This window comes from Billgrantia campisalis, from assembly GCF_022341425.1.
GTDB lineage: Bacteria > Pseudomonadota > Gammaproteobacteria > Pseudomonadales > Halomonadaceae > Halomonas > Halomonas campisalis.
The window spans coordinates 90,191-115,182 of sequence record NZ_JABFUC010000015.1; the positions used below are offsets into that span (position 1 = coordinate 90,191).

Genomic DNA, 24,992 nt, shown 5'->3' on the forward strand with positions numbered 1-24,992 from the left:
GCGGCCTCGCTGTCGGGGAGGGGCCTTGTTGGTGCTCCGTCATCATAGGTCGGTTTCATAAAAAGAGTCAAAGTGTATCGTTTTATGGAATTTAAGCTTGACGGCCGGGCGGCGCGAGCCTAGAGTCAACGTGGATTCCGATAAACGGAATCATAGGTTTCATATAAATCGAAACGGCCAATGTCGCCCGGAGGACTCCCATGAGCACCGACAACACCCCCGATACTCGCCCTGTCGTGCAGGGCAAGCAGACCATGACCCCGTCCGAGGCCTTCGTCGAAACCCTGGTGGCTAACGGCGTCACCGATATGTTCGGCATCATGGGCTCGGCCTTCATGGACGCCATGGATATCTTCGCCCCGGCCGGCATCCGCCTGGTGCCGGTGGTGCACGAGCAGGGTGCCGCCCATATGGCCGACGGCTATGCGCGGGTCTCCGGTCGCCACGGGGTGGTGATCGGCCAGAACGGACCCGGCATCTCCAACTGCGTGACAGGTATCGCGGCGGCCTACTGGGCGCACAGCCCGGTGGTGATCGTCACTCCCGAGGCGGGCACCAACGGGATCGGCCTGGGCGGCTTCCAGGAGTGCCACCAGCTGCCCATGTTCCAGGAATTCACCAAGTACCAGGGCCACGTCACCCACCCGGCCCGGATGGCCGAATACACCGGGCGCTGTTTCGATCGCGCCATGTCGGAGATGGGACCGACCCAGCTGAACATCCCGCGCGACTACTTCTACGGTGAGATCGAGTGCGAGATTCCCGAGCCGTCGCGGCTGGATCGCGGGCCCGGCGGTACCAAGAGCCTCGATGAGGCCGCCGAGCTTCTGGCGGGCGCCAAGTTCCCGGTGATCGTCTCCGGCGGCGGGGTGGTGATGGCCGATGGCGTCGAGGAATGCAAAGCCCTGGCCGAGCGGCTGGGCGCACCGGTGGTCAACAGCTACCAGCACAACGACTCCTTCCCGGCCAGCCATCCGCTGTGGTGCGGCCCACTGGGCTACCAGGGCTCCAAGGCGGGCATGAAGCTGATCGCCCAGGCCGACGTGGTGGTGGCGCTGGGCACGCGGTTGGGGCCGTTCGGCACCCTGCCCCAGCACGGCCTGGACTACTGGCCGAAGAATGCCAAGATCATCCAGATCGACGCCGACCATAAGATGCTCGGGCTGGTGAAGAAGATCGCGGTGGGCATCTGCGGCGACGCCAAGGCGGCGGCCGAGGCGCTCAGCGAGCGTCTGGCCGGTCGCGAGCTGGCCTGCGATGCTACCAAGGCGAGTCGCGCCGACCAGATCGCCAGCGAGAAGGCGGCCTGGGAGAAGGAGCTGGACGAGTGGACCCACGAGAAGGACCCGTTCAGCCTCGACGCCATTGAGGAGGCCAGGGGCGAGCGGCCGTTCTCCGGCGGCGAGTACCTGCACCCGCGTCAGGTGCTGCGCGAGCTCGAGAAGGCCATGCCCGAGGACGTGATGGTCTCCACCGATATCGGCAACATCAACGCCGTGGCCCACAGCTACCTGCGCTTCGAAAAGCCGCGCAGCTTCTTTGCGCCGATGAGCTTTGGCAACTGCGGCTATGCGCTGCCGACCATCATCGGCGCCAAGGCGGCGGCCCCGCACCGTCCGGCGATCGCCTACGCCGGCGACGGTGCCTGGGGCATGAGCCTGATGGAGACCATGACCGCGGTTCGGGAAAACATCCCGGTGACCGCGGTGGTGTTCCACAACCGCCAGTGGGGCGCGGAGAAGAAGAACCAGGTTGAGTTCTACAACCGTCGCTTCGTGGCGGGCGAGCTGGATAACCAGAGCTTCGCCGAGATCGGCCGGGCGATGGGGGCCGAGGGCATCACCGTGGATAGGCTCGAGGACGTGGGTCCGGCGCTGAAGAAAGCGGTGGAGATGCAGATGAACGAGGGCAAGACCTGCATCATCGAGGTGATGTGTACCCGCGAACTGGGCGACCCGTTCCGCCGCGACGCGCTGAAGAAGCCGGTGCGCCTGCTGGAGAAGTACCAGGACTACGTCTGAAGCTGCGCGTCGGACTCGAGCCGCCGATCCGGCGGCTCGAAATTCGGCGCACAAGCTGGCATAACGTTCCATTGGATGATCCCCGGTCGCCGGGCAGTCTGTCGCTGCCGGACCGGGGATCTCGTTTGGTGGGCTGAAACGGTGGCTGCGGGGCAGTCACCCCGGGCCATGAGGGGCAATGCGATATGCAAGACGTCTTGATCATTGGCGGCGGTGTCATCGGCATGATGACCGCCTGGCAGCTGGCCGAGGCCGGCTGTTCCGTCACCTTGCTTGAACGCCGGCGGTGCGGCGAAGAGGCCTCCTGGGCCGGGGGGGGCATCGTCTCCCCCCTGTACCCCTGGCGCTACAGCGAGCCGGTCTCCAGCCTGGCGCGCTTTGCCGAGCATGAGTATCCGCAGCTGGCCGCCCGGCTGCTCGAGGAGACCGGCATCGATCCCGAGTATCGCCAGAAGGGGCTGCTCTATCTGCGCGTTGACGATGGCGACAGGGCCTTCGACTGGGCGCGCCGACTCGGCAAGCCGCTCGAGGCGGTCGGTGCCGATCTCATCTATGCCAAGGAGCCGTGGCTGGCCGAGGGGATCGACTCGGGGCTGTGGATGCCGACCCTGGGCAGCATTCGCAATCCGCGCCTCTGCCAGGCGCTGCGGGCCCGGCTGATGGCGCTTCCGGGCGTGACACTGAAGGAAGGGATGGAGGTCGAGCGGCTGTGCGTCGAAGGAGGGCGGGTGAGCGGGGTGGAGACGCCCCGCGGGCACCTGGCCGCCGGCCGGGTGGTGCTGTGCGGCGGGGCCTGGAGCGGGCAGCTGCTCGGCACGCTGGGCCTGGCGCTGCCGGTTCGCCCGGTGAAGGGGCAGATGATGCTGTTTCTCACCCCGCCGATGGCCGGGGGCAGGCAACTCCTCGAACGGGTGGTGCTGGCCGACGGCCGCTATCTGATCCCCCGCGGGGACGGACGGGTGCTGATCGGTTCGACCCTGGAAGAGGCCGACTTCGACAAGACTCCCACGGATGAGGCTCGCGAGTCGCTGCGCCAAAGCGCACTGGCCATGCTGCCGGCCCTGGCCGACTGCGCCATCGAGCACCATTGGGCTGGGCTTCGGCCGGCCGCGCCCGACGGGATTCCCTTCATCGGTGAGCTGCCGGGGATCCGCGGGCTCTTTGTCAACGCCGGCCACTACCGCAACGGCCTGGTGCTGGCACCGGCATCGACACGGCTGCTGGTCGACCGACTGCTGGGGCGCTCCCCATTGATCGACCCCACGCCGTATACCCCTCACTACCATCCTCTGAAAGCAGTGGCTGATCCTGGCCAAACCATTGAATAACCGGCGAAAAAATCCTGGCCCAATAGGTCGTTCCCAACTGGCGCTAAGCGAGAGCAGAGCACACCAGTAGTCTCGTTGTCAGGCTCTGACCGATGGCACTCGCCATGCAGACAGAGCCTCACTCGCTATCGCGACTATCAGCCAGTTTACGGGAGAGACAAATGCGCCAGCCGGATGTGGAATTTCTCAAGGCCTTCAGCGACGCCCTCAATCGTCACGATATCGATGCGGTCATGGCGATGATGACCGATGACTGCGTGTTTCATGCCGTGGCCGGCCCTGAGCTGGTCGGCAAGAGCTTCGTCGGCCAGGCCGAGGTGCGGCAAGGGCTGGAGAACGCCTGGAAGACGGCTCCCGATGCCTGCTGGGTGGATGGCGAGCACTTCGTGATCGGTGACCGCGGCTTTTCGGAAACCACCTACAAGGGCACGACCACCGACGGGGTTCGCTCCGAGGCTCGGATGATCGATGCCTTCACCTTCCGCGACGGCAAGATTGCCGTCAAGAATGCCTTCCGCAAGAACCGTCCGCCGGTCGCCGGCGGCGACCGCTAAGCCCGTTCCGTCGTCACGGCCCAGCAATGACAGCAAGGAGTCGATCATGGAGACAATCGCCAGCAGGGCGCGAGACGAGAAGTGCCGTGCGACCGCCCCCTCTCAGCCATATGATCCGGCTTACGATCCGCTTAGAAGTGCGACGCCGGGGCAGGGCCGTGACTACGCTCCCACCTACTGGATCGGTACGGCGGGGGAGCCGCCTGCCGACGATGGCCCGGTGACCGCCGACATGGATGTCGACGTGGTGATTGTCGGGGCCGGCTTCACCGGCCTGACGGCGGCTATTTTTCTGGCCCAGGAGTACGGCATTCGCGCCACGGTGCTCGAGGCCAATCGCACCAGCTGGGGCTGCAGCACCCGTAACGGTGGCCAGGCCCAGTGCGCCTCGGGGCGGCTCAAACGCTCCCAGTGGATCGAGCGCTATGGCCTGGATACCGCGCTAAAGCTGCATCGTGAGTGCCTGGCGGGCATGGAGACCTTCAAGTCGCTGATTCGGGATATCGACTGTGAGCCTCAGCATGGCGGGCACCTTTACGTGGCCCACCGCGACAAGGTCATGCCGACACTCGAAAAGGAAGCCAAGCTGCTGCGCGAGATCTTCGACTACGATGCCCAGATCCTGGATGCCGAGACGGTCAAGCGCGACTGGATCGGCGATCAGGAGGCGGCCGGCGCCATGCATGAGCCCGAGGGCATCGGCATTCACGCCGGAAAGCTGGCCTTCGGCTATCTCGAGAAGGCGAGATCGCTGGGGGCCCGTGTACACCCCTCGAGTCCCGTGCAGGGCTGGGAAACCCGCAATGGCGTTCACTACCTGCAAACGCCTGGAGGGGTGGTCAAGGCGCGTGCGGTAGGCATCGCCACCGGCGGCTACACTTCCCAGAGCCTGCACCCCCAGCTCAAGAATCGGCTGCTGCCGATCCTGTCGAACTCGATCGTCACCCGGCCGCTCACCCCGGGTGAAATCGAAGCCTGTAGCCTGCGTACCCACCAGGTCATCACCGATACCCGCGTGCTGCGACACTATTACCGCCTGCTGCCGGACAACCGGCTGCAGATCGGCAGCCGCAGTGCGATCACCGGGCGTGATGCGCCCCAGAAAAAATACGAAAACGTGCTGGTGAGCAACATGGTTCGCAAGTTTCCAGCATTGACAGGGGTCGCGCTGGACTACTCCTGGTGGGGCTGGGTGGATGTCAGCCATGACATGATGCCGCGCATTCACCAGCCGGACCCCAAGGAAGCCATCTTTTATGCCCTGGGGTACGGGGGCAACGGGGTCATGTACTCGGCCCAGGCGGGGCGTCGCCTGGCCCAGTGGATCGCCGGTGACGGCAAGCAGCTCGACCTGCCGATCTTCACCTCCAAGCTGCCGTTCCCGAATATCCGGGAAAAGGTCGAATCCCAGGCCTTCGCCCCCTTCCGGCGATTCGGGCAGCGCTTTCTCTATCGCTGGTACTACCTGAAGGACGAGGTGCTCTAAGTGAGTCGGTGGGGGAGTGGTGCTACTCCCCCGGCGTCATTGCCAGCGGCATCAGTCGGGCCAGGCGTTCAATGCCTGGCTCGATGCGCTCCTCGGGAATGGCTGAGAAGCCCAGGCGCAGGTACTCCCTGGCGGGACGGTCGAAATAGTGCAGGTCGCCGCGTTCCAGCAGGATGCCTTCCTCCCGAGCCAGCGCCTGGAGGCGCTGGCAGTCCAGCCCTTCGGGGCCTCTGATCCAGAAGCAGGAGCCGCCGTAGGTGGAGGGGGTATAGCAGTCGGGGAGATGACGCTCGAGGGCCTCGCTCATGCGCTGCCAGCGCGCTTGGAACGTCTGGTGAATCTGCCGGATCAGCGCATCGTGATAGCCGCGCTCGAGAAACAGCGCCAGGGCGCGCTGGTTGTTGGTAGGCGGGTGGCGCAGCATTAGCCGCCGCAGTGCGCGAGCCTCGCGAATCAACGTCGGGTGGGCAACCATGTAGCCGAGCCGAAGCCCCGGCGCCAGGGTCTTGGAGAGGCTGCCGACATAGATGACCCGACTATGCCGGTCGAGACTCTTGAGGGCAGGCGTGGGGTTGCTGAGGTAATTGGTCTCGCTGTCGTAGTCGTCCTCGATGATCAGGAAGTTATCGATTTCGGCCATGTCCAGCAGCTGTCGGCGGCGCTCCAGCGGCATGGTCACCGTGGTGGGACTCTGGTGGCTGGGGGTCGTGTAGACCAGCTGGCATTGGGTCAGCTCCTCGATGGGCCGCATGCCCTGTTCGTCCACCGGCAGCAGGCGAATGTCGTCGGTGAAGATCCGCGCGATGTTGTACATGTCCACATAGCCGGGGTTCTCCATGCCGAATTGCCGGCCCGGCTTGAGCAGCAGCATGGCGGCGATCCAGAGCGCCTGCTGGGTGCCGACAGTGACCAGAATCTCCTCGGGCTTGGCCCAGACTCCCCGTCGCGGCAGCAGCCGCTGATGAATCTGTTCGACCAGTAGCGGGTCGTCATCGCTGAGATGATCGACCGACCAGCTGCGAATCGCCGGCACGCTCATGGAATCGCGGCTGCATTCCCGCCAGTGCTGGGTGGGAAAGAGTGCGGGATCGATCTGGCCGTAGAGGAACGGATAGTCATAGCGGTGCCAGTCGCTGGGTTTGCGAATGGTTGCCTGCTGGGATGGGCGGACCGTCAGCAGCTCTTCCCAGGGCATGCGCTCGGCATCGATGTCGTTGAGTCGGACCGGCTTCTCGGCACGGCCCTCGAGGATCTCCGGGTTGACAAAATAGCCGCTGCGGCTCTTGGCGATCAGGTAACCATCATCGAGCAGCTGCTCATAGGCCAGCATCACCGTATTGCGCGCGACCTGAAGCTCCTTGGCAAGCTTGCGACTGGAGGGCAGGGCCTCATCCAGGGGGAGATGGCCGTCCAGGATGGCGTGGACGATTTGCTCGCGAAGCTGCTGTTGCAGGCTCGCTGGCTGGTTCGAATCGAGGTGGAACAGAAGCTGGCTCATGAGTCACTCGATCAGGGTGCCGCTCCGCGCCCGGTAGCGGCAGTGAAGGCTGCCCCGCGCGGTACGAAGAGTGGTGCTCAAGGGTTGATCCACATGCCATCGAACATGCCAAGAAAATCGCCGGATGTCCAGTTTGATTATTGTGAAATCAATTGCTTGAAATCGGCAAAGCACGAAGAACAGTGCGGGTGCCGTGGGGGATGATTTGTCGGTGAGCTGGACCAATCGATGGGCGGTGTCTGGCCCTAGTCTCTGTCGGCAGGGGGGATAAAGTGAGAGTCACGGAGCAGCGTAGAACTCACGGAATGATCCGAGCGCCTGTTTCTGGGGAATACAAGCTCAATAACAACACCTTGCTGGGAGAACGACATGAAAAAGATGATGCTTCCTGTAGCCGTAGCGGCCGTCAGTGCCGTCATCAGCCAGAATGCCCTGGCCGAGACCTGGCGCATGGCGCTGGGCGATGCCCAGGGTGGGACCCAGTACGCGATGGGAGAAAAGTTTGCCCAGCTGATTCATGAAAAAACCGATGGTCAGGTCAATGTCGATCTGTTTCCCAATGGTCAGCTAGGCAGTGAGCAGGACACGGTCAGCGGCGCCAGTATGGGTCTGCTGGATTTTTCGGTGCTGGCGATCAATAACATTACGCCTTTCTCGCCCACGGTGGGCGTGTTGACACTTCCCTACGTTATCACGGGACCGGAGGATGCCAAGGTGCTTACCCAGGGTGAGATCGGTGAGCAGCTGACGGAAAATACCATTCGCGATGCCGGCGTCAGGATTCTTTCCTGGGCCTATTCGGGGTGTCGGGTACTGAGCAACTCCAGCAAACCGGTTGCCAGCCCGGACGATCTGCGTGGGCTGACCATCCGCGTGCCGCGTAACGAGATCATGATCGCCTCCTACCAGGAGTGGGGTGTCAATCCGCTGCCCATGGCTTGGTCGGAGACCTTCACGGCCCTGCAGCAGGGCGTCGTGGATGGGCAGGACAACCCTTATATCACCATCAATGCGATGAAGTTCTACGAGGTTCAGGATTACATCACCGATATCTGCTACGTGTTCTCGCTCGAACCGCTGATCATCAGCGAGTCCAAGTTCCAGAGTCTGAGCCCGGACATGCAGGAGATCGTGCTGGAGGCGGGGCGTGAGGCCACTGCCTACAGCTATGACTACCTGCTGGATTCGGAAGAGGCGATCAAGCAGGCATTGGTGGAAGAGCACGGGATGCAAATCATCGAGCCGGCCAATGGCGAGCAGGAGTGGATCGAGCGGGCTTCCAGCATCTGGCCGCGCTTCTACGACAGCATCGGCGGTGAGGAGCGGCTCGAGGCGGCGCTCCAGGCCCTGGGGCGAGACCTCAACTGACCTATACCCCTGAATGCGCTGCACCGGCCTGGGGTCGGTGCAGCGTTCGTACCTTGTGGATAGAACATCGGTGAGGTGTTGGCCAAATGAAACAGGTGATCTTTAAAGTGCTGGACAACCTGGAAAACTATCTGTGCCAGTTTCTCCTGGTGTTCTTCGTAGTGCTTCTGTTTATCCAGATCGTGCTGCGAAATGTGCTCAGCGGCTCTTTGGCCTGGGGGGATGAGTTGGCCACCTACGCCTTCGTGTGGTTTGCCTATATGGGGGCGGTCTATGCGGCCAAGATGTCGGCGCATAACCGCGTCACCTTTCAGTTTCGCTTCTTCCCGCGAGTCGTGGAGAAGGTCTGTAATATCTTCACCGATCTTGTCTGGGTCGGGTTCAATCTCTACTTCGTCTACCTGAGCTACGACTTTGTTTTCAATAAAATGAATGTGTTCTGGAAGTCCCAGACAATGGGGGTTCCGATGAAGTACTTCTACATGATCCTTCCGCTTGCCTTCTTGATCATGTCGATTCGGATTCTGCAGAACATGTATGTAAAACACGTCATGAACAAGCAGGTGATGGATCCGGAAGATGCACAGATAGAAGAGATGAAGCGCATGCAGAACAATACTGACGGTAAGAGCTGAGCGAGCGGAGATAACGTCATGGATCCCACCATTGTCTATGTGCTGTTTGGCACTTTCTTCCTGCTATTGTTGCTGGGGGCTCCCATTACGGCGTCACTCGGCGTGTCGGCCCTGGCAGCCTTTCTCTATATAGGGCAGAACCCAGCTTCTTTCGTGCAGATCGCCTTTACCTCGGTGGGCTCCTTCCCGCTGATGGCGCTGCCGGCCTTCATACTGGCGGGCGCCCTGATGGAAGCCTCGGGGATATCGCGCCGGCTGGTGGATATCGCCGAAGCATTCGCCGGCCCGGCTACCGGGGGGCTGGCGGCGGCAACGGTCTTTGCCTGTATGTTCTTCGGTGCCATCTCGGGGTCTGGGCCGGCTACCACGGCCGCCGTGGGTATGCTGATGATTCCCGCCATGGTGCAGCGTCACTACGACAAGAGCTATGCCTCGGCGATCACCGCGTCTTCCGGGGGGCTGGGCGTGGTGATCCCGCCGTCGATCCCCATGGTCATCTTCGGTATCACCGGCATGGGCATGATGCCACCGCCGGAAGCGATTGCGGAGCATGGCAGCTTCCAGACGCTGTCGATTCCTAAGCTGTTCATCGCCGGCATCTTCCCGGGTATGGTGATCGCCGGCAGCTTGCTGACCATGAATTACCTACTGTCGAAGAAACACGGCTACCGCGGACTGACGGATCACTGGTCGACGGCCTCGATCAAGACGGCGCTGCGCCGCGGTATCTGGTCCATTCTGGCGCCCATCATCATCCTTGGCGGCATCTACTCTGGGGTCTTCACGCCTACTGAGTCGGCCATCGTGGCGATCTTCTACACCCTGGTGGTGGGGATTTTCATCCACAAGGAGCTCAAGTTCCGCCCGGCCATGAAAACCCTGGAGACCACCACCTGGATCAGCGGTCGGGTGCTGCTGATTCTGTTCACCGCCACGGTATTCGGTCGCTTGCTGGTCGAGCAGCGTGTCCCGGCCTATATCGCCTCGGCGATGCTGGACTTTACCCAGAACATGTACCTCATCTGGGCCATGATCATCATGTTCCTGCTGTTCGTCGGTATGTTCATGGAGACCCTGGCGGCCATCATGATCCTGACCCCGGTGCTGCTGCCCATCATGTACATGCTGGGTGCCGATCCCGTGCACGTGGGCATTGTGATGGTCTGCGCCCTGGCGATCGGCTTTCAGACGCCGCCGCTGGGGGAGAACCTGTTCGTCGCCTCGGGTATCGGTGGTGCCTCCATCGAGGAAATCTCCTACCGTGCGCTGCCGTTTGCCGCCGCCTCGATCATCGCGCTGTTCATCATCGCCTATGTCCCGGAGATCGCTCTCTGGCTGCCCAGAGTCATGGGCTACTGATCTGAGTATTGGATCATTTTCAGACTTCACGGGAGGGCGTATGGAAAAATCGATCGAGAACATCCTGTGCTGTGTCGGGCTTCGCAGCGATAGCCAGGTGGTGCTGGAGCAGGCGGTCAGGCTGGCATTGGCCACCGGAGCCAGGCTGCATCTCTTGCATGCCGTCAAGTCCCTGGATGACGACGTGATGAACACCCTGCGCGTCAATATTCGCGACAAGCAGACCCTTCAGGCGCTGATTCGCAAGCGCCTGGAAGATGCCCGCCAGCAGCTGGATGCCAAGCTGGAGAATTTCTTTAGTGCCTGGGGCGAAGACGGTGACGCCTTGGCATCCCGTGTCGCCAGTCGAGACGTGGTCGAAGGCTATCCCGCCAAGGTCATCGTCCAGCGGGCATCGAAGCTGAGCTGTGACCTGATCGTGATGGCCTCCAACAAGCGTGGGTTTACCGCCTCCTACGCCGGCAAGGTGACGCGAGGCGTCCTCAAGCGCAGCCAGGTGCCAGTCGTGGTGGTTCCACCGCCTGAGTAGGGGCGAGCCGGCGGCGTCTATCACTTTTCCATCCATATGAGTGCTCGAATGGTGCCGAAACGGTGCCGGGGGTGCGCTCGTGCCCAGGATCGCTCGAAGGAAGTGCACAACATGATCATCGAACGTGGAAAGCGAGCCATGCGAAGTCCCATCACCCTGTCCCGTGCAGCTGTCGACGGATTTCCCCAGGTCATGCCAGGGGTGCTGATCTGCATCACCATTGCCTTGGCAACGACCTTTATCGCCGATCACTACGGCGGCCCCACGCTGCTCTATGCCCTGCTGTTCGGCATGGCGCTGCATTTCCTCTCGGAGGAGGGGCGCTGCGTGGCGGGTATCGAGTTTGCGGCCCGCACCATCCTGCGTTTCGGGGTTGCCCTGTTGGGGGTGAGGATCACCGTTGAGCAGGTCACGTCGCTTGGCATTGGGCCAATCGTCACGGTGGTGGCCGGTGTGGTGCTGACCATTCTGATAGGGGTCCTGCTGGCCAGGCTGCTTGGGCTGCACCGTGACATGGGGCTATTGACGGGCGGGGCCGTGGCGATCTGCGGCGCCTCGGCGGCGCTGGCGCTCTCGGCGGTGATGCCTCGCGGGGCCAACAGCGAGCGCAATACCATCCTCACGGTGGTGGGGGTCACCACCCTGTCGACGGCGGCCATGGTGCTCTATCCGCTGATTGCCGGCGTGCTGAGTCTCACCGACCAGCAGGCTGGGGTCTTTCTCGGGGGTACCATCCATGACGTGGCCCAGGTCGTCGGTGCGGGCTACATGATCTCGGAGGATGCCGGGGATGTCGCTACCTTCGTCAAGCTGATGCGTGTGGCGATGCTGGTCCCGGTGGTGATGTGCTTCATTCTGCTATTTCGCCATGCGGAAGGCAGCCAGAACAGCAGTAAGATACCCCGCCTTCCCGGCTTTCTGGTCGCCTTCGTGATGCTGGTGATCATCAACAGTTTCGGGGCCATTCCGACGAGCGTTGCCGATGGCATGACGGACCTGTCGCGCTGGTGCCTGGTCACTGCCATTGCGGCCCTGGGGATCAAGACCTCTTTCCAGAAGCTGGCCGTGGTGGGGTGGAAGCCGGTCATCCTGATGGTCTCCGAGACCCTGTTCCTGCTCGGGCTGGTGCTGGCCTTCATCCTGTTTGGCGTGGTGAGTCTGTGATGCAAGTGTGGATCAACGGCGAGAGCCGTCTGCTGAGCCCGGAAACGACGATCCGTCAGCTGCTGGTGGCTAACCGGCTGGAAGGGCGGCGTGTGGCGGTCGAGTTGAACGAAGAAATCGTTCCTCGCAGCCAGCACGAGACTTGCCAGATCCGTCATGGGGATCGCGTCGAAATCGTCCATGCCATTGGCGGCGGCTGAACCTGAACGAGGAGGAGATCGCAATGCATGACCAACCTTTCGATGATGCCCCGCTGGTGGTGGCAGGCAGACGCTTCCAATCGCGCCTGATGGTGGGGACCGGAAAATACCGGGATTTCGACGAGACGGCCAGGGCACTGGAGGCGAGCGGTACCGAGGTGGTGACCTTCGCCGTGCGGCGCACCAACCTGGGCCAGAATACCGATGAGCCCAACCTGCTGGATGCGGTGTCGCCGGAGCGCTATACGCTGTTGCCCAACACCGCAGGCTGCTACGACGCCCGTGCCGCAGTGCGCACCTGCAGGCTGGCCCGCGAACTGTTGGATGGGCATAACCTGGTCAAGCTCGAGGTACTGGGGGACGACACGACCCTGTATCCCAATGTGGTAGAGACCCTGAAGGCGGCCGAGGAGTTGGTAAAGGACGGCTTCGATGTCATGGCCTATACCAGCGACGACCCCATCGTCGCCCTGGAGCTCGAGCGGCTGGGCTGCTGTGCGGTCATGCCGCTGGGGTCGCTGATCGGCTCGGGCTGTGGCATCCAGAACCCGCACAACATCCGCCTGATCATCGAGCGCGCCAGGGTGCCGGTGCTTATCGATGCCGGCATCGGCACGCCGTCCGAAGCGGCCCTGGCCATGGAACTGGGCTGCGATGCGGTGCTGATGAACTCGGCGATTGCCCACTCACCCCGGCCGATTCGCATGGCCCATGCGATGAAACGCGCCGTGGAAGCCGGGCGGACGGCCTTCCTGGCCGGACGCATGCCGCGCCGCGACCGGGCGGAAGCCTCGTCGCCGAAGAGTGGGCGTATTGCTGCCACGTGAGACCTCGACCCCGCTCATGATGAGCGTGGGGCGCGGGCGAGCGAGGTCACCTAGTCCCGCTGCGCCGCCTGGATGGCGGTCAGGGCGATGGTGAAGACGATGTCGTCCACCAGGGCGCCGCGGGAGAGGTCGTTCACCGGCTTGTTGAGGCCCTGCAGCATGGGGCCGACGCTGACCACCCGGGCGCTGCGTTGTACGGCCTTGTAGGTGGTGTTGCCGGTGTTGAGATCGGGGAACACGAACACCGTGGCGCGGCCGGCCACCGGCGAGTCCGGGGCCTTCTGGCGGCCCACGCTCCCGATGGCCGCGGCGTCGTACTGCAGCGGGCCGTCGATCGGCAGCTCCGGGGCCTGCTGCTGGGCCAGGCGGGTGGCCGCGCGCACCTTCTCCACGTCGGCGCCGGAGCCGGATTCGCCGGTGGAGTAGCTGATCATCGCCACCCGCGGCTCGATGCCGAAGGCCTGGGCCGAGCGGGCGCTCTGGAGGGCGATCTCGGCCAGGGCCTCGGCGTCGGGGTCGGGGTTCACCGCGCAGTCGCCGTAGACCACCACCTGCTCGGGCAGCAGCATGAAGAAGATCGACGATACCAGGCGGTAGTCGGGGGCGGACTTGATCAGCTGGAAGGCCGGACGCACGGTGTTGGCGGTGGTGTGCACCGCCCCGGAGACCAGGCCGTCCACCTCGTCGAGGGCCAGCATCATGGTGCCGAGCACCACGCTGTCCTGCAGCTGGGCCTCGGCGGTGAGCGCGTTCAGCTTGCCGCTGCGGCGCTCGACCATGGGGGCCACGTAGCGGGCCCGGATGCGGTCGGGGTCGATGATCTCCAGGTCGTCGGGCAGCTCGATGCCGCGGTTGCGGGCGACTTCCTCGACCTCCTCGCGGCGCGCCAGCAGCACGCAGCGGGCGATGCCGCGGCGCTGGCAGATGGCCGCCGCCTCCACGGTGCGCGGCTCGCTGCCCTCGGGCAGGATGATGCGCTTGTCGGCCTGCTGGGCGAGCTTGACCAGCTGGTGGCGAAAGGCGGAGGGCGAGAGGCGCCGGGCGTAGCCGCGGCTGAGGTGGTCCTTGAGCCACTCGAGGTCGATATAGCCGGCCACGAAGCGAGTCACCTGTTCGGCGCGCTCCAGGTCGTCCATGGGAATGTCGTTGCCCATGGCGGCCAGGTGCTTGGCGGTGGTGAAGCTGTCGGTGTCCACCGCCAGCACCGGCATGCCGGTCTTCAGCGCCGGGCGACACATTTCCACCATGCTGTCGTTGGGCATGAAGCCGTTGGTCAGCAGCACCCCGGCCATGGGCACGCCGTTCATGGTGGCCAGCGCCGAGGCCAGTACGATGTCGTCGCGGTCGCCCGAGGTGACGATCAGGCTGCCGGGACGGAAGGCGTGCAGGGCGTTGGCGGCGCTGCGGGCGCACAGGCTGGTGGAGAGTACCCGGCGGCTGGCGGCGTCGCCCTCGTTGAGAAACTCCGCGCCCAGCGCCCGGGCCACGTCGAGCACCCGCGGGGCGACCAGCGCCGGGTTGTAGGGCACCACGCCGATCAGGTGAAAGCGGTCGGTGGCAAGCGCGGGGGAGTAGCGGCGCAGCTCGGCCAGCAGTTCGTCATCGAGCGTCTTGCTGGCGGTTCCCGGGGCCAGGGCAGGCGCCTTCTCGGGGTCGGGCAGGTTGCGCATGCGCATCAGGATGCAGCCCAGGGTGCGCGTCGAGCCCACCCCGCCGAAGGCTCGGGCATGCATGTCGAGCTGCTCGGCCAGCGCCTGGGGGTCGTGCATGTCACCGCTGCCCACCAGGATGATCCGCGCATTCAGGGCGTGGGCCAACTGGGCGTTGAGTGAGGTGGCATAGGTGCCGTGGGAGGTGGGCACCAGGCCCTCCACCACGATCAGGTCGGGGCGGCTGCCGTCATGTGACTCCATCGCCTGGTCGTGCAGGTCGATCACCTGCTCCATCAGCACATCGAGGCGATCCTGACGCAGCAGGCGCTCCATATGGGCCTGGGCGAGCGGGGGCGGCGGGCGCAGGCCCAGGGTGGTGCCGACCAGCGCCGTGGAGCGGTCGGGGCCGGGGCCATTGAGTTCGTCCTGGCGGAACGGCTTGAGAAAGCCCGCCTTCAGGCCAATGGTGTCCAGCGCCTGGATCAGGCCCAGGCTGGCCGAGGTCAGGCCGACGCCCTCGCTGGTGGGCACCATCAGCAGGACCTGGGGCTGCGGGTGGGCGTTGCGCGGTGTCATGCGTGACCCTCTTGGAGTAGCTGGCGGGTTTCGGCGGCGATGCGCCCCTCTTCATCGGTGGGAATGACCCACAGCTGCGGGCCGCCGGCGTCGATGCGGCCTTCCCGGCCGAGCGTGGTTGACCGGTTGGCGGCGGCGTCGAGACGACAGCCGAAATGCGGCAGCGCCTCGACCACCCGCTGGCGAACCTGGGGCGAGTTCTCGCCGATGCCGCCGGTGAAGACGATGCCGTCCAGCCGCGGCAGGGCGCAGGAGAGGGCGGCCAGCGACTTGGCGATGCGGTAGCAGAACACCTCGATGGCCAGCTCGGCCCCGGCGTGACCCGCCTTGGCGGCGCTCTCCAGCTCGCGCATGTCGTTGGTCAGCCCGGACAGCCCCAGCAGGCCGCTGCCCCGGTTGAGCACCTCGTCGATACGCGCCAGGCTCCAGCCCAGCTGGCGCGCCAGATGGGCGTGCAGGCCCGGGTCCACGTCGCCGCTGCGGGTACCCATCACCAGGCCCTCCAGGGGCGTCAGGCCCATGCTGGTGTCGCGGCTCTGGCCCTCCCACACCGCGGCGGTGGAGCAGCCGTTGCCCAGGTGGGCGGTCAGCCAGCCGCCGCTATCGAGGCCGCTCAAGGCGTCGGCACGGGCACTGACATAGGCGTGGCTGGTGCCATGAAAGCCGTAGCGACGAATGCCATGGTCGCGATAGAGCGCTTCCGGCAGCGCATAGCGGTAGGCGCGCGGGGGCAGCGTCTGGTGAAAGGCGGTATCGAACACCGCTACCTGGGGCAGCGCGGCGAACACCTGGCGGGTGGCCGCGATGCCCTGCAGGTTGGCGGGATTGTGCAGCGGCGCCAGGGCGGCGGTTGCCTCGATGGCGGCCACGACGTCATCGTCGATCCGCGCGGCACGGGTGAAGCGCTCGCCACCGTGGACGATGCGGTGGCCCACGGCGCCGGGACGGCGGCCCTCCAGGCGCGTCAGTATCGCCTCGAGGGCGGCGGTGTGGTCGGCGCCGGAGAGCGCTTGGGTATAGGTCTCCCCCTGGCTGTCGGTGCCCTTGAGGCGGGCGTCGCTGCTGCCCAGCCGTTCGGCCAGTCCGGCCAGCCGCGGCTGGTCGGGGGTGTCTGGCACCAGGGCATACTTGATCGAGGAGGAACCGCAGTTGATGACCAGCACCGGGGCGTTCATCGAGTCTCCACTGGCTAGGGATAATTTAGACCTTAGTCTATCATGTGTTGCGTTGCAGCAGTGAGCATCGGGAGTCGTCTTCCCCGGACAAGGCTGGCATGCTGAGTGCCTTCTCGAAACCCCAGGGAATCCCGCCATGTCGATAGCCTCCGCGACCCAGGCCGCTTCGGGCCCGCTGCCGCGCCATCTCGCCGTGCTGATCCTGGCCAGCGTGGCCACCCTGTTCGCCGGTAATCATGTGGCGGCCCGGCTGGCCTTCGATGACGGTACCGGCCTGCTGTTGGCGGTGCTGGTGCGTTCGGCAACGGCTCTGGCGGTGCTCTCGGTGCTGTTCGTGGCACAGGGCAAGCGCCTGGTGCTGCCAAGGGCGACGTGGCCCTGGCAGCTCGCGGTGGGCGCACTCATTGCCGTGCAGAGCCTGATGCTCTATTCGTCGGTGGCGCGTATTCCGGTCGTGGTGGCGCTGCTCCTGATGAACACCTTTCCGATCCAGCTGGCGCTGCTGACCTGGGCGCTGGGCGGGCCGCGGCCCACGCTGCGGGCGGCGCTGATCATGGCGGTCATCCTGGCCGGTCTGGTGGTGGTGCTCGACGTGCCGACCTGGGTGGCCAATCCCGAGGCGATGGGGCCCGACTGGCGCTCGGGCGTGGCCTTCGGGCTGATTGCCGCGGCGGGGTTGGCCGGTGCCCTGTGGATCACCGAGCACCACCTCGGTGCGGTGGGCAGCACCCTGCGCAGTCTGTTGACCATGCTGACGGTGCTGGTCGCCATGCTGCTGGCCGGCACGCTGAGCCTGGTGCCTGGCGGGATGGCGCTGCCGGCATCCACTACCGGCTGGGTAGGGCTGGGCGCGCTGGCGGTGCTCTATAGCGTGGCCTTCTCCCTGCTGTTCATCAGCGTGCCGCGACTGGATATGGCGCGTAATGCACCGGTGATGAACGTCGAGCCGGTCGCCTCGCTGGCGTTGGGCTACCTTGTGCTGGGGCAGATGCTCTCGGGGGTGCAGCTGCTGGGCGGCGCCATCGTGCTGGGTGGGATCGTGGTGCTGAGCCTGTCGCGGCAGCGCTGAGGCACTTAATCCTTGCGTGCGGCCGGCCTCTGTACCAGACTGTTGTCTGAGTAGGGAAACACTGTTTCCTAATTGGAGGTAGACCATGAAAATTTTTGCTGTTACGTCGATTTCCGCCCTGCTGCTGGCGGGTGCCTTCGCCACCACCGCCCAGGCCCAGCAGCCTTTCTATCCCCAGGCCTATGTGGGGGGTGACGCGATGTTCTGGAGCCTCGATCCGGACGGCGCCTCTTCCTTCGATGGCGTGGGCCTGCGTCTCAACGGCGGTGCTCAGTTCAACGAGTTCTTCGCCGTGGAGGGCCACCTGGGCACCGGCGGCTCCGACACCAACCAGGGGGTGAAGGCAGAGCTCGACTATATCGTGGGTGCCTACGCCAAGGGCATCGTGCCGGTCTCCCAGGAGTTTCGGATCTACGGCCTGGCCGGCGTGACCGAGGTCAAGATGACCGGCTCCGCCGGCGGTTTTTCGGGTAGCGATCGCGAGAGTGACTTCTCCTACGGCGCCGGGGCCGAGTTCGACGTGGCGCCCAACCTGTCGGTCGGCGCCGACTACATGCGCTACCTGGACAAGTCTGACGGCACCTTCGATGCCGCCAGCGTGGGCGTACGCTATCGGTTCTAAGGCGACACACGACGCAGAACTCTCGCCCCCGGCACCCAGGTGTCGGGGGCGTTCTGTCATGGGGTGTGCACAATTTTGGTGCGGGTTCCGGGCGGGCCGTTCCTTCGCGGTGAAAAACGCGCTGGGCGTGTCGCTGGGGGCGCGCGATGGGCCCCGGGCCAAGGTGCTGCGATGAACTGGCATGCCTCGTGCATGACATGACTATCTTCCTTCCGGTCCGAGGGTAATGCCATGCCTGTCCACGATGCTCTGACGCCGCGCCTGCTGTTCACCGACCTGGACGGTTCGCTGCTCGACCCGCACTGCCCAGACGGGTCCCCGGCGCGTCCCTGGCTTGCACGACTCAAGCAGCACGGGGTGCCGGTGATTCCGGTCACCTGCCGGACGCGCAGCGAGCTTGCGCCGCTGCGCCTGGCCCTGGGCCTTGCCGACACCCCCTTCATCGCCGAGAACGGCGCCGTGGTCGGGCTGCCGCCGGCCTGGTGCCATGCCCGGCTGGACCGTCGCCCGGGGCCCGACGGGCTGGTGGTCAAGACCCTGGGGGTGGACATCGGCTTCATTCGCAAGCGGCTCTCGGTATGGCGCCAGCGGCTGGGGGCGGACTTCACCCTGATGAGCGAGATAGCGCTGGAGGAGCTGAGCGTGGTGGCCGGGCTCGAAGAGGGCGAGGCGCGCCTGGCGCGCATGCGCGAGGGCAGCGAGCCGCTGCTGTGGCACGGCGACGACGCCCAGCTCGAGGCCTTGCGCGAGGGGCTGGCGGGTGACGGTCTCAGCCTGCTGCGCGGGGAGCGCTTCTGGCACGTCACCGGCCAGGCCGACAAGGGCCGCGCCGTCGACTGGCTGCTGAGCCGTTTCGAAGCGCTGCGCGGCCGTCGCCCGCACACGCTGGCGCTGGGCGATGGCCCCAACGACGTGGGGATGCTCGAGGCGGTGGACCAGGCGGTGGTGATCCGCAACCGCCACGGCCTCACCGTCGAGCCGGCGCAGCCGGCCCTGTATCGCACCGTGGCCACCGGGGCCGCCGGCTGGGTCGAGGGAGTGGCCCACTGGTGGGGGCGAGCCGACAGCCGGTTGATCCCCCGGGCAGCGGCCGATTCCCGCCGCCACGCAGCGGTGAGTGCCAAGATGCCGGTAATGGCGAGCGCCGAGATGCCGGTGTGAGGGTGGCGAGGCGGTGAGTGGCATCACGCGCCCTGGCTCGGTGCCCTGGCTCGGCGCGAGAGACGGCCTTGCCGTCGGTCGAGTTTAGCCGGCCGGCCAGCGTCCGCTGTCCATCCACTGTTTGAGGCTGGCCGGCAGCCGGGTGAGTTCGTCCCCCTCCAGCACCGCGACCCCCAGGCGCTGGGCGCGGCGCAGATGGGATTCGCGTTGCCCGGCACTGCCCAGGGGGGCGTCGCTCAGCACTACCCGGGTGGCCCCGAGCTCGTCGCCGTGCTCGGCCAGTTCATAGAGGCGGTGCAGCACCGCGGCATCATCGTCGGGGCGTGCCAGGCATTCGAGGATCAGCGGCCGGTTGCGGTGCACGGCGAGGCAGTCGAACACCGTGGGTTCGTCGTTGTGGCGTCCGCTGAGATCGAGCACATGGGCCTCGCCGCAGGCCCTCTGCAGCCCGGCGTCCCGGGCGCTTAGCCAGGCGTATTCGCCGAGCCAGCCCCCCGTCAGGTAGTCGGCCGCCGCCGGGGTGGCCACGCTCAGTGTCCGTGGCTGCTGCTGGGACCAGCCGATCAGCCCCGCCTCGCTGAGCCGCTGCAGGGCGTCGGTCTCGGGAAAGGGCGGGGTGTGGGTGAGCAGGTGCGATGGGTCGGCGGCCCTCCCGGCGGCTTCCGGGGAGGGCGCGAGCAGCCCCTTGAGCTCCACGAGCAGCGCTGCGATGCGCGGCGCCTGATGGGCCAGGAAGCGGGTCAGGGGCCGGCGTGAAATCACTGTCTCCCGCCACTCGGCGCCGTCCGAGGCCGCCCGGATGCGCTTGCGGCCATGGGCCTGAAGGATAAGATCGGCGGTCAGCACCGCGGTGATCGGCAGGCGCTGCAGGGAGTGGGGATCGAGTGTCGGGCCGAGGCGGTGGATGACGTCGCGTTCGGGGTCGAGGTGCAGACAGTCGGCGTCACAGTGGCGCATGGCCTGCTGGAACAGCAGGGCGGTCAAGCGGTCGCCGCCGGCCAGGTCGCAGGTGACCTCGAGTGGCGGCACCTCGCGCTGCTGACTGGCCAGCTCGTCGGCAAGCGCCAGGGCGAGCTCGGCGATGCGCTGCGGGTCGCCTTGGGGCAGGCCTTCATGCAGGCGGATCTCGTGGGCCTCGGGCAGTTCGTGCTGCAACAGGATGCGTAGCCGCTCGGCGGCCTGCTGCCCGCGTCGGCAGGCCACCAGCACGATTCGTTCGGGTCGCAGCTGAAGCAGCGGAATCAGGGTACGCTCGGGATGCTCGTTGACCAGCGCGATGTGCAGGTGGGACATGGCCTCGTTCCTTCTGCGGCGGCGGCGACCGATCGGGGTGGGATGGCCGCCCTCATAGAAGACAGGCTATATCCCTTGCTTGCCGTCTGTCGCCATCGCGGCGAAAAAAACGTTGTCGTGCAAGCCCCCCCATTGCTGAGTCGTGACGGTGGAGCAGGCCGGTCGGGAGAGGTTGTCAGTCAGCGCAGTGCTGGTAAACTTGTACGGTTAGTTGAACATGTGGGGTCGGGCATGTGGAGGAAAACATGAACATCGTCTCCTTTACCGAGGCACGCAACAGTCTCAAGCGAGTGCTGGATCAGGTGGTCAGTGACGCCGACTGCACGGTGATCACTCGGCGCGATGCCGAGGATGCGGTGGTGATGTCGCTGGAGTACTACAACAGCCTGATGGAGACCGTGCATCTGCTGAAGTCCCCGGCCAACGCCGAGCACCTGGCGCGCTCCATCGAGCAGTATCGCCAGGGGCAGGCGAAACAGCGTGATCCGATCGACGACCCGGGCCCCGAGAAGGCTCTCGATGACTAGGCTGCTGGCCTGGACCGACGAGGCGTGGCGGGATTACCTCTACTGGCAGGGACAGGATCGCAAGACGCTGAGGCGCATCAACAAGCTGATCCAGGAGACCCAGCGCACCCCTTTCGAAGGCATCGGCAAGCCCGAACCCCTCAAGGAGAACCTCTCGGGCTTTTGGTCGCGGCGCATCGATGAGTCCCACCGGCTGGTCTATGCCGTGGACGAGGGCTACCTCACCATCCTCTCCTGCCGCTACCACTACCTGAAGTAGCGATAGTATTGAGGATGAGACAATCGAGTTTGGGGTTACGACTGATGTAATCGATAGCGCCCCAGGCCGAAGCTCGTATTCTTTCCCAGGTGCGTGTATTGGCCCAGCCACAGCCAGGGAAGCCAGTGGGCTAGCTGACCATGCAGCGTCAAGGTTCCGACTAGGCCATCCATGGCCATGCGCTGCTGTTGTCGGCTGGAGTAGCGCTGCCATTGATAGAGCCGGGTGCTGGCATCGAGCCGAATGCTTTCCAGGCTTGCGTCTTTCGGTGCTGCTGGCAACGCGCCCAGATAACAGTGGGCATACAGCGCTACCTTACGCTCCAGCGTGCGCAGCACGATAGATGCAGTGAGCTGCCAGCTGTTGCATAGCTTGCCGTGGTACTGAAGTCGCGTGGGAGTGTCCAACTGCAGGGTGACCGTGCTTGTCTCGGCGGGAATCTCCGGCAGTGCCAGCCGGGCACGGTGCGGAGTGACGCTACCGGTGTCGGGAGTGAACACCGTCAGCCAGTCGTCGGGTGTCCGTTCCCACTCGACAGCGGTCAGCGTGGCTCGGGCTCGGCCCTTGCCCAGGCCGTGCCAGGCGGCACGCTGCCAAGCAAGGATCAGCGTTCCCAACTGCGCCTGTGCCGGGCCGAACAGCACCATCTCGAAGTGGAAACGTTCGCCGGGGGCCAAGGTTGTGGGTGTGCCCAGCGGCACCTCGATAACATAAGGTGCGGGTACCTCGGGAAAGCGTGCGGCCAGCTCCGTCGAGGGGCGTGGTTGAAACAGAGCGGGGTATTGGCAGGCTTCCAGCAGTGGGCAGCCCTCGCAGGTGTTTTGACGCGTGATGCAGCTGACCGAGCGCAGCCCATGGCCTAAGCTGCCGCGCAGCATGGAGCCGGGATAGGCGGGAAGATGCAGGGGAGCCTCGGCCTGCAGGGTAAAACGGTAGCGGGCGAGCGGCAGCGTATCGCCCGGGCGGCACAGCGGTAGATCATTCATTCAGCGGTTTCCACAGTTCCTTGAGCTTCTTGTTTTTCTTGCGATCCACGCCCCATAGCTGGCAGCAGGCACTGAATAGTTCGCGGGTTTCGGTCTTCAACTCGGGGTCACCCTCTTCGACTACCTTGGCGACGGCCTGGTTGAGTAGCGTGCGCAGTTCGCCCGAGACATCGCTGATCTTGAAGCGCTGGTCGTTGGCCAGCTTCTCGCGCAACGCTTCCACCGCTCGTCCGGCTGGCGTGAGCCGCTCCATACGCTCGGCTTTCTCGCGCTGGGCACGTTCCATCTCGGCCAGTTCGGCCTCCTGCTGGCGTTGCCTGGCCTGCGCCTCCTTTCGAGCCGCACGCAGCTCGGCCAGTTCGTCCCGGCAGGCGTCAAACTCCGCTGCCCAGCCGACGCTGGTCGCCTTGAGCGGCTCCAGGGCGGATAGGTTCAGCGGTTCATCGGCGTTTTCCACCAGCACCCAGCCAAGGGGCAGACCGAACTGTCCCTGACGTGGGGAAGGGGTTGCAAGCCAGGCGGTACTCGGTGTGTCGGAAAATTTGCGCCTTTTACCTAGTGATACATCGATATCGCGCAGCCCATCCCAGGTCTTGCTCTCGGCACCGGCGTAGTGGCCCAGGCGCATCAGAGCAGCCCGGCCCTCTCGCAGCGGCGATTCCAGCTCGCGCAGCAGGCGGCGCATCAGCGTGATCCAGCTGGTTTCCGGCGCGCAGTAGCAGCCCTGGTGGACATCCTGGCGCTCCAGGCGGGCCAGCTCGGCCTCTAGCTGGGGCAGTGCAAAGCGATTCTGCGCCACAAAGACCTGCTCGAGTGTCAGCTCCGCCAACTGCCGGTCGCCTTTGCCGCCACGCTTCTCGAGGAAGTCGCGGCGAACCGTCAACCGGGTATCGAAGGCACGCACCGCAAAGGGCGGGATGACTTCCAGCGGCACGTGGTTCTTGTAGAAACTATTTCTGCTGTCGCGGGCGTTGGCCTCGTCGGGCGTTTTGCGAGACACCTGTTGGGCAAACAGGATCTGTCGTGGCAGCGCGCGGCTGGTCATGGCATCGGCCAGTTTGATACCGGCAAAGGGGTCCTGATCGATATGCTTGTCATCGTAGTTCAGAAGCCCCTGCTCAATCATGCGTGCCTTCTTGTTCCTGTCAACACGCTGTTTCTCGAGTGCTTGGCTTTGCGCTCGAGCGCCAAGATTGGTAATGGCCGTGCGCAGCACGCCCTTGAGGGTCGAGCCGGGAATCACCGGCTGCTGTGTCAGCGGCGAGGTCAGGGTGGCGGCAACCTCCAGCCGGGCGCGTTCGTTTGGCTTGGTGCCGATGCCCAGCTTGTCCCGGTAGTAGCGCTCGAACTGGGGGGTGATCGGACGAACATCCCGGGCCGCACTCTTGAGCGTCTCTCGATGTTCATGAAAGAAGCGCTGCAGCCGCACAAAGGCGCGCTGCACCTGTGCCGCCTGGCGCTTGCGATCGCCGCCGTCTTCCAGCAGTGGTACGTCATCGCAGCATTGTTCCAGCGCTTGGCGTTGCCCAGCGTTGAGCAGCGACATCATGGCCAGGGGGTCGAGCTCGAAGAGCCGCCCGTCATCGACCACATAGCGGGTGGCGTCGATATCCTGGCCGGTGCCGATATGTACCGGCGCCAGGGTGGTTAGCCGCAGGGCATAGTGTTGGGTGTCGCGTTCCGTCATCAGGCCACCTCCTTGTCGAGTGAGGCGCCGGCGCTGACCGGCACAGCCGGCGCATAGCCCTGATGCACTGTCTCGGGCAGGGCGCGGGAAAGCTCGCCGTTGCCACCCAGGCCAGTGCCCACCCAGGTAAGCGCGGCAGGTGCATGGCGGGTCATCAGGGCGCCGGTCTGTGCCATGATCACCGGGTTCTTGTAGGGTTGCCCCGACACCGCCGCCAGGTCGCCATGGCGACCAAAGCGCACGTGCAGGCTGTAGAAGCTCTCTCTTGCCACCCAGGCGTCATTTTCTTCCGTATCGGCTGCTGGCACGCAGGGTCCCAGGGTCAGCCAATGGCGAGCGGAAGCTGGCTCAGGCAGCGCTTCGCAGCTTACTACGCGAAACTTGCCAAGCCCGGTGGTGGCCTCCTTGCCGAAACCCTGCTGGCCGCAGCGAGCCATCAGCTGCTTCAGGGTGGCGACCTCCAGGCGATCATCCAGCACGACATAGAGATCCAGGCGGGTACCGGGGGCATAGTGGCTCACCGAGCGGCTGTAGGGGGCGAACTGCCCGGTGCCAGTGGTATTGGTCAGCCGATTGATGGTGTTGTGGCTCTGCTCCTCCAGGTGAGGGGCTGGCACCTTGCCATCATCTTGGTGGCCGCACGCGACCAGATGCTGGTGCCAGGTCTCCAGCGGCTCGCCCGATTTCGATTCCGGCAACCACTGCCGACGCTTGGCCGCTTTGCGGTTGCTCGCATCGGCCATATTGAAGCCGATCAGGTGGGCCGGCAGCGTGGGGCGGGGGAGAAAACCGTGGGGCAGCGCGTCGGAAACCACGAGAAAGGGGCGCCCCTTGCCATAGCCCGCCAGGCACGCCGTTAGGGTTTCGAGGCCGTTCAGGTGGCGCAGTGTCCAGCAAAGTTGGCCAAACAGCGTGTCGCCCTTCAGCGGTGTGGCGAATGCGGTCAAGGGTTCGATGGTAAGGCGATAGCGGGACATGGCGGTTCCTTGTCAGGCGGTGGCAAGCATGGCGGTGGT

General features: G+C 65.0%; 23 protein-coding genes. 16 read left to right on the top strand and 7 right to left on the bottom strand.

Annotation, left to right across the window (positions count from 1 at the left end; genetic code table 11):
- The first annotated feature begins 200 nt into the window (after positions 1 to 200).
- The 4 genes from xsc to HOP52_RS16580 all read left to right on the top strand — a co-directional run bounded on the left by xsc (position 201) and on the right by HOP52_RS16580 (position 5,389).
- Positions 201 to 2,021: a sulfoacetaldehyde acetyltransferase gene (gene xsc / locus HOP52_RS16565; protein ID WP_238978521.1), complete on the top strand. Its 1,821-nt coding sequence runs from the start codon at positions 201 to 203 to the stop codon at positions 2,019 to 2,021.
- 185 nt (positions 2,022 to 2,206) lie between these two features.
- Complete coding sequence (gene thiO / locus HOP52_RS16570) at positions 2,207 to 3,349, top strand: glycine oxidase ThiO (protein WP_238978522.1); 1,143 nt, start codon at positions 2,207 to 2,209, stop codon at positions 3,347 to 3,349.
- A gap of 161 nt (positions 3,350 to 3,510) precedes the next feature.
- On the top strand, positions 3,511 to 3,903 hold the full coding sequence (locus tag HOP52_RS16575) for a nuclear transport factor 2 family protein (RefSeq protein ID WP_238978523.1): 393 nt from the start codon (positions 3,511 to 3,513) through the stop codon (positions 3,901 to 3,903).
- Positions 3,904 to 3,949: 46 nt separating this feature from the next.
- On the top strand, positions 3,950 to 5,389 hold the full coding sequence (locus HOP52_RS16580) for an NAD(P)/FAD-dependent oxidoreductase (protein WP_238978524.1): 1,440 nt from the start codon (positions 3,950 to 3,952) through the stop codon (positions 5,387 to 5,389).
- Positions 5,390 to 5,411: 22 nt separating this feature from the next.
- Here HOP52_RS16580 and pdxR read toward each other — a convergent pair whose 3' ends face one another.
- Positions 5,412 to 6,887, bottom strand: coding sequence for a MocR-like pyridoxine biosynthesis transcription factor PdxR (gene pdxR / locus HOP52_RS16585; RefSeq protein WP_238978525.1), 1,476 nt, complete (start codon positions 6,885 to 6,887; stop codon positions 5,412 to 5,414).
- Positions 6,888 to 7,256: 369 nt separating this feature from the next.
- Between pdxR and HOP52_RS16590 the strand changes: the two genes are divergently transcribed.
- The 7 genes from HOP52_RS16590 to HOP52_RS16620 all read left to right on the top strand — a co-directional run bounded on the left by HOP52_RS16590 (position 7,257) and on the right by HOP52_RS16620 (position 12,969).
- Positions 7,257 to 8,255, top strand: a complete 999-nt coding sequence (locus HOP52_RS16590; protein WP_238978526.1) for a TRAP transporter substrate-binding protein — start codon at positions 7,257 to 7,259, stop codon at positions 8,253 to 8,255.
- An 86-nt stretch (positions 8,256 to 8,341) separates the two neighbouring features.
- Positions 8,342 to 8,890, top strand: a complete 549-nt coding sequence (locus HOP52_RS16595; RefSeq protein ID WP_238978527.1) for a TRAP transporter small permease — start codon at positions 8,342 to 8,344, stop codon at positions 8,888 to 8,890.
- A gap of 18 nt (positions 8,891 to 8,908) precedes the next feature.
- On the top strand, positions 8,909 to 10,249 hold the full coding sequence (locus HOP52_RS16600; RefSeq protein ID WP_238978528.1) for a TRAP transporter large permease: 1,341 nt from the start codon (positions 8,909 to 8,911) through the stop codon (positions 10,247 to 10,249).
- A 40-nt stretch (positions 10,250 to 10,289) separates the two neighbouring features.
- On the top strand, positions 10,290 to 10,778 hold the full coding sequence (locus tag HOP52_RS16605; RefSeq protein WP_238978529.1) for a universal stress protein: 489 nt from the start codon (positions 10,290 to 10,292) through the stop codon (positions 10,776 to 10,778).
- A 138-nt stretch (positions 10,779 to 10,916) separates the two neighbouring features.
- A complete protein-coding gene (locus tag HOP52_RS16610) occupies positions 10,917 to 11,942 on the top strand; it encodes a YeiH family protein (RefSeq protein WP_238978530.1) in 1,026 nt (341 codons plus the stop codon).
- On the top strand, positions 11,942 to 12,142 hold the full coding sequence (gene thiS, locus HOP52_RS16615; RefSeq protein ID WP_238978531.1) for a sulfur carrier protein ThiS: 201 nt from the start codon (positions 11,942 to 11,944) through the stop codon (positions 12,140 to 12,142). Before HOP52_RS16610 ends, thiS begins: the two co-directional genes overlap by 1 nt.
- Before the next feature lie 23 nt (positions 12,143 to 12,165).
- Entirely contained in the window at positions 12,166 to 12,969 is an 804-nt protein-coding gene (locus HOP52_RS16620; protein WP_238978532.1) for a thiazole synthase, read from the top strand.
- Between the two features lie 50 nt (positions 12,970 to 13,019).
- On the opposite strand, the gene pta is transcribed toward HOP52_RS16620, so the two are convergent.
- Positions 13,020 to 15,197, bottom strand: coding sequence for a phosphate acetyltransferase (pta, locus tag HOP52_RS16625; protein WP_238978533.1), 2,178 nt, complete (start codon positions 15,195 to 15,197; stop codon positions 13,020 to 13,022).
- A complete protein-coding gene (locus tag HOP52_RS16630) occupies positions 15,194 to 16,372 on the bottom strand; it encodes an acetate/propionate family kinase (RefSeq protein WP_238978534.1) in 1,179 nt (392 codons plus the stop codon). Before HOP52_RS16630 ends, pta begins: the two co-directional genes overlap by 4 nt.
- Positions 16,373 to 16,508: 136 nt before the next feature.
- Between HOP52_RS16630 and HOP52_RS16635 the strand changes: the two genes are divergently transcribed.
- The 3 genes from HOP52_RS16635 (at position 16,509) to HOP52_RS16645 (ending at position 19,224) form a co-directional block, all read left to right on the top strand.
- Positions 16,509 to 17,441, top strand: coding sequence for an EamA family transporter (locus tag HOP52_RS16635; protein WP_238978535.1), 933 nt, complete (start codon positions 16,509 to 16,511; stop codon positions 17,439 to 17,441).
- A gap of 85 nt (positions 17,442 to 17,526) precedes the next feature.
- Positions 17,527 to 18,063 (top strand): porin family protein, encoded by a 537-nt coding sequence (locus HOP52_RS16640; RefSeq protein WP_238978536.1) that lies wholly within the window; start codon positions 17,527 to 17,529, stop codon positions 18,061 to 18,063.
- Between the two features lie 231 nt (positions 18,064 to 18,294).
- Entirely contained in the window at positions 18,295 to 19,224 is a 930-nt protein-coding gene (locus tag HOP52_RS16645) for an HAD-IIB family hydrolase (RefSeq protein ID WP_238978537.1), read from the top strand.
- An 84-nt stretch (positions 19,225 to 19,308) separates the two neighbouring features.
- Here HOP52_RS16645 and HOP52_RS16650 read toward each other — a convergent pair whose 3' ends face one another.
- Positions 19,309 to 20,517 carry a Card1-like endonuclease domain-containing protein gene (locus HOP52_RS16650; RefSeq protein ID WP_238978538.1) on the bottom strand — a complete coding sequence of 403 codons (1,209 nt, stop codon included), beginning with the start codon at positions 20,515 to 20,517 and terminating at the stop codon, positions 19,309 to 19,311.
- A gap of 245 nt (positions 20,518 to 20,762) precedes the next feature.
- Between HOP52_RS16650 and HOP52_RS16655 the strand changes: the two genes are divergently transcribed.
- On the top strand, positions 20,763 to 21,044 hold the full coding sequence (locus HOP52_RS16655; protein WP_238978539.1) for a type II toxin-antitoxin system Phd/YefM family antitoxin: 282 nt from the start codon (positions 20,763 to 20,765) through the stop codon (positions 21,042 to 21,044).
- Positions 21,037 to 21,303: a Txe/YoeB family addiction module toxin gene (locus HOP52_RS16660; RefSeq protein WP_238978540.1), complete on the top strand. Its 267-nt coding sequence runs from the start codon at positions 21,037 to 21,039 to the stop codon at positions 21,301 to 21,303. The genes HOP52_RS16655 and HOP52_RS16660 overlap by 8 nt, the downstream gene beginning before the upstream one ends.
- Positions 21,304 to 21,338: 35 nt before the next feature.
- Here the strand turns inward: HOP52_RS16660 and cas6 are convergent, their stop codons facing one another.
- Genes cas6 through csm4 form a run of 3 tightly spaced genes read right to left on the bottom strand, consistent with a single transcriptional unit; the run spans position 21,339 to position 24,953 of the window.
- The gene (cas6, locus tag HOP52_RS16665) at positions 21,339 to 22,289 is read right to left on the bottom strand and encodes a CRISPR system precrRNA processing endoribonuclease RAMP protein Cas6 (RefSeq protein ID WP_238978541.1); all 951 of its coding nucleotides are present in this window, start codon (positions 22,287 to 22,289) and stop codon (positions 21,339 to 21,341) included.
- Entirely contained in the window at positions 22,282 to 23,976 is a 1,695-nt protein-coding gene (locus HOP52_RS16670) for an RAMP superfamily CRISPR-associated protein (protein WP_238978542.1), read from the bottom strand. Before HOP52_RS16670 ends, cas6 begins: the two co-directional genes overlap by 8 nt.
- Positions 23,976 to 24,953, bottom strand: coding sequence for a type III-A CRISPR-associated RAMP protein Csm4 (csm4, locus tag HOP52_RS16675; RefSeq protein ID WP_238978543.1), 978 nt, complete (start codon positions 24,951 to 24,953; stop codon positions 23,976 to 23,978). The genes HOP52_RS16670 and csm4 overlap by 1 nt, the downstream gene beginning before the upstream one ends.
- Between the last annotated feature and the right edge of the window lie 39 nt (positions 24,954 to 24,992).

Excerpts from the sequence above, each read along its gene's own strand:
- xsc (WP_238978521.1), top strand. The coding sequence starts at position 201 with ATGAGCACCGACAACACCCCCGATACTCGCCCTGTCGTGCAGGGCAAG.
- thiO (WP_238978522.1), top strand. The coding sequence starts at position 2,207 with ATGCAAGACGTCTTGATCATTGGCGGCGGTGTCATCGGCATGATGACC.
- HOP52_RS16575 (WP_238978523.1), top strand. The coding sequence starts at position 3,511 with ATGCGCCAGCCGGATGTGGAATTTCTCAAGGCCTTCAGCGACGCCCTC.
- HOP52_RS16580 (WP_238978524.1), top strand. The coding sequence starts at position 3,950 with ATGGAGACAATCGCCAGCAGGGCGCGAGACGAGAAGTGCCGTGCGACC.
- pdxR (WP_238978525.1), bottom strand. The coding sequence starts at position 6,887 with ATGAGCCAGCTTCTGTTCCACCTCGATTCGAACCAGCCAGCGAGCCTG.
- HOP52_RS16590 (WP_238978526.1), top strand. The coding sequence starts at position 7,257 with ATGAAAAAGATGATGCTTCCTGTAGCCGTAGCGGCCGTCAGTGCCGTC.
- HOP52_RS16595 (WP_238978527.1), top strand. The coding sequence starts at position 8,342 with ATGAAACAGGTGATCTTTAAAGTGCTGGACAACCTGGAAAACTATCTG.
- HOP52_RS16600 (WP_238978528.1), top strand. The coding sequence starts at position 8,909 with ATGGATCCCACCATTGTCTATGTGCTGTTTGGCACTTTCTTCCTGCTA.
- HOP52_RS16605 (WP_238978529.1), top strand. The coding sequence starts at position 10,290 with ATGGAAAAATCGATCGAGAACATCCTGTGCTGTGTCGGGCTTCGCAGC.
- HOP52_RS16610 (WP_238978530.1), top strand. The coding sequence starts at position 10,917 with ATGCGAAGTCCCATCACCCTGTCCCGTGCAGCTGTCGACGGATTTCCC.
- thiS (WP_238978531.1), top strand. The coding sequence starts at position 11,942 with ATGCAAGTGTGGATCAACGGCGAGAGCCGTCTGCTGAGCCCGGAAACG.
- HOP52_RS16620 (WP_238978532.1), top strand. The coding sequence starts at position 12,166 with ATGCATGACCAACCTTTCGATGATGCCCCGCTGGTGGTGGCAGGCAGA.
- pta (WP_238978533.1), bottom strand. The coding sequence starts at position 15,197 with ATGACACCGCGCAACGCCCACCCGCAGCCCCAGGTCCTGCTGATGGTG.
- HOP52_RS16630 (WP_238978534.1), bottom strand. The coding sequence starts at position 16,372 with ATGAACGCCCCGGTGCTGGTCATCAACTGCGGTTCCTCCTCGATCAAG.
- HOP52_RS16635 (WP_238978535.1), top strand. The coding sequence starts at position 16,509 with ATGTCGATAGCCTCCGCGACCCAGGCCGCTTCGGGCCCGCTGCCGCGC.
- HOP52_RS16640 (WP_238978536.1), top strand. The coding sequence starts at position 17,527 with ATGAAAATTTTTGCTGTTACGTCGATTTCCGCCCTGCTGCTGGCGGGT.
- HOP52_RS16645 (WP_238978537.1), top strand. The coding sequence starts at position 18,295 with ATGCCTGTCCACGATGCTCTGACGCCGCGCCTGCTGTTCACCGACCTG.
- HOP52_RS16650 (WP_238978538.1), bottom strand. The coding sequence starts at position 20,517 with ATGTCCCACCTGCACATCGCGCTGGTCAACGAGCATCCCGAGCGTACC.
- HOP52_RS16655 (WP_238978539.1), top strand. The coding sequence starts at position 20,763 with ATGAACATCGTCTCCTTTACCGAGGCACGCAACAGTCTCAAGCGAGTG.
- HOP52_RS16660 (WP_238978540.1), top strand. The coding sequence starts at position 21,037 with ATGACTAGGCTGCTGGCCTGGACCGACGAGGCGTGGCGGGATTACCTC.
- cas6 (WP_238978541.1), bottom strand. The coding sequence starts at position 22,289 with ATGAATGATCTACCGCTGTGCCGCCCGGGCGATACGCTGCCGCTCGCC.
- HOP52_RS16670 (WP_238978542.1), bottom strand. The coding sequence starts at position 23,976 with ATGACGGAACGCGACACCCAACACTATGCCCTGCGGCTAACCACCCTG.
- csm4 (WP_238978543.1), bottom strand. The coding sequence starts at position 24,953 with ATGTCCCGCTATCGCCTTACCATCGAACCCTTGACCGCATTCGCCACA.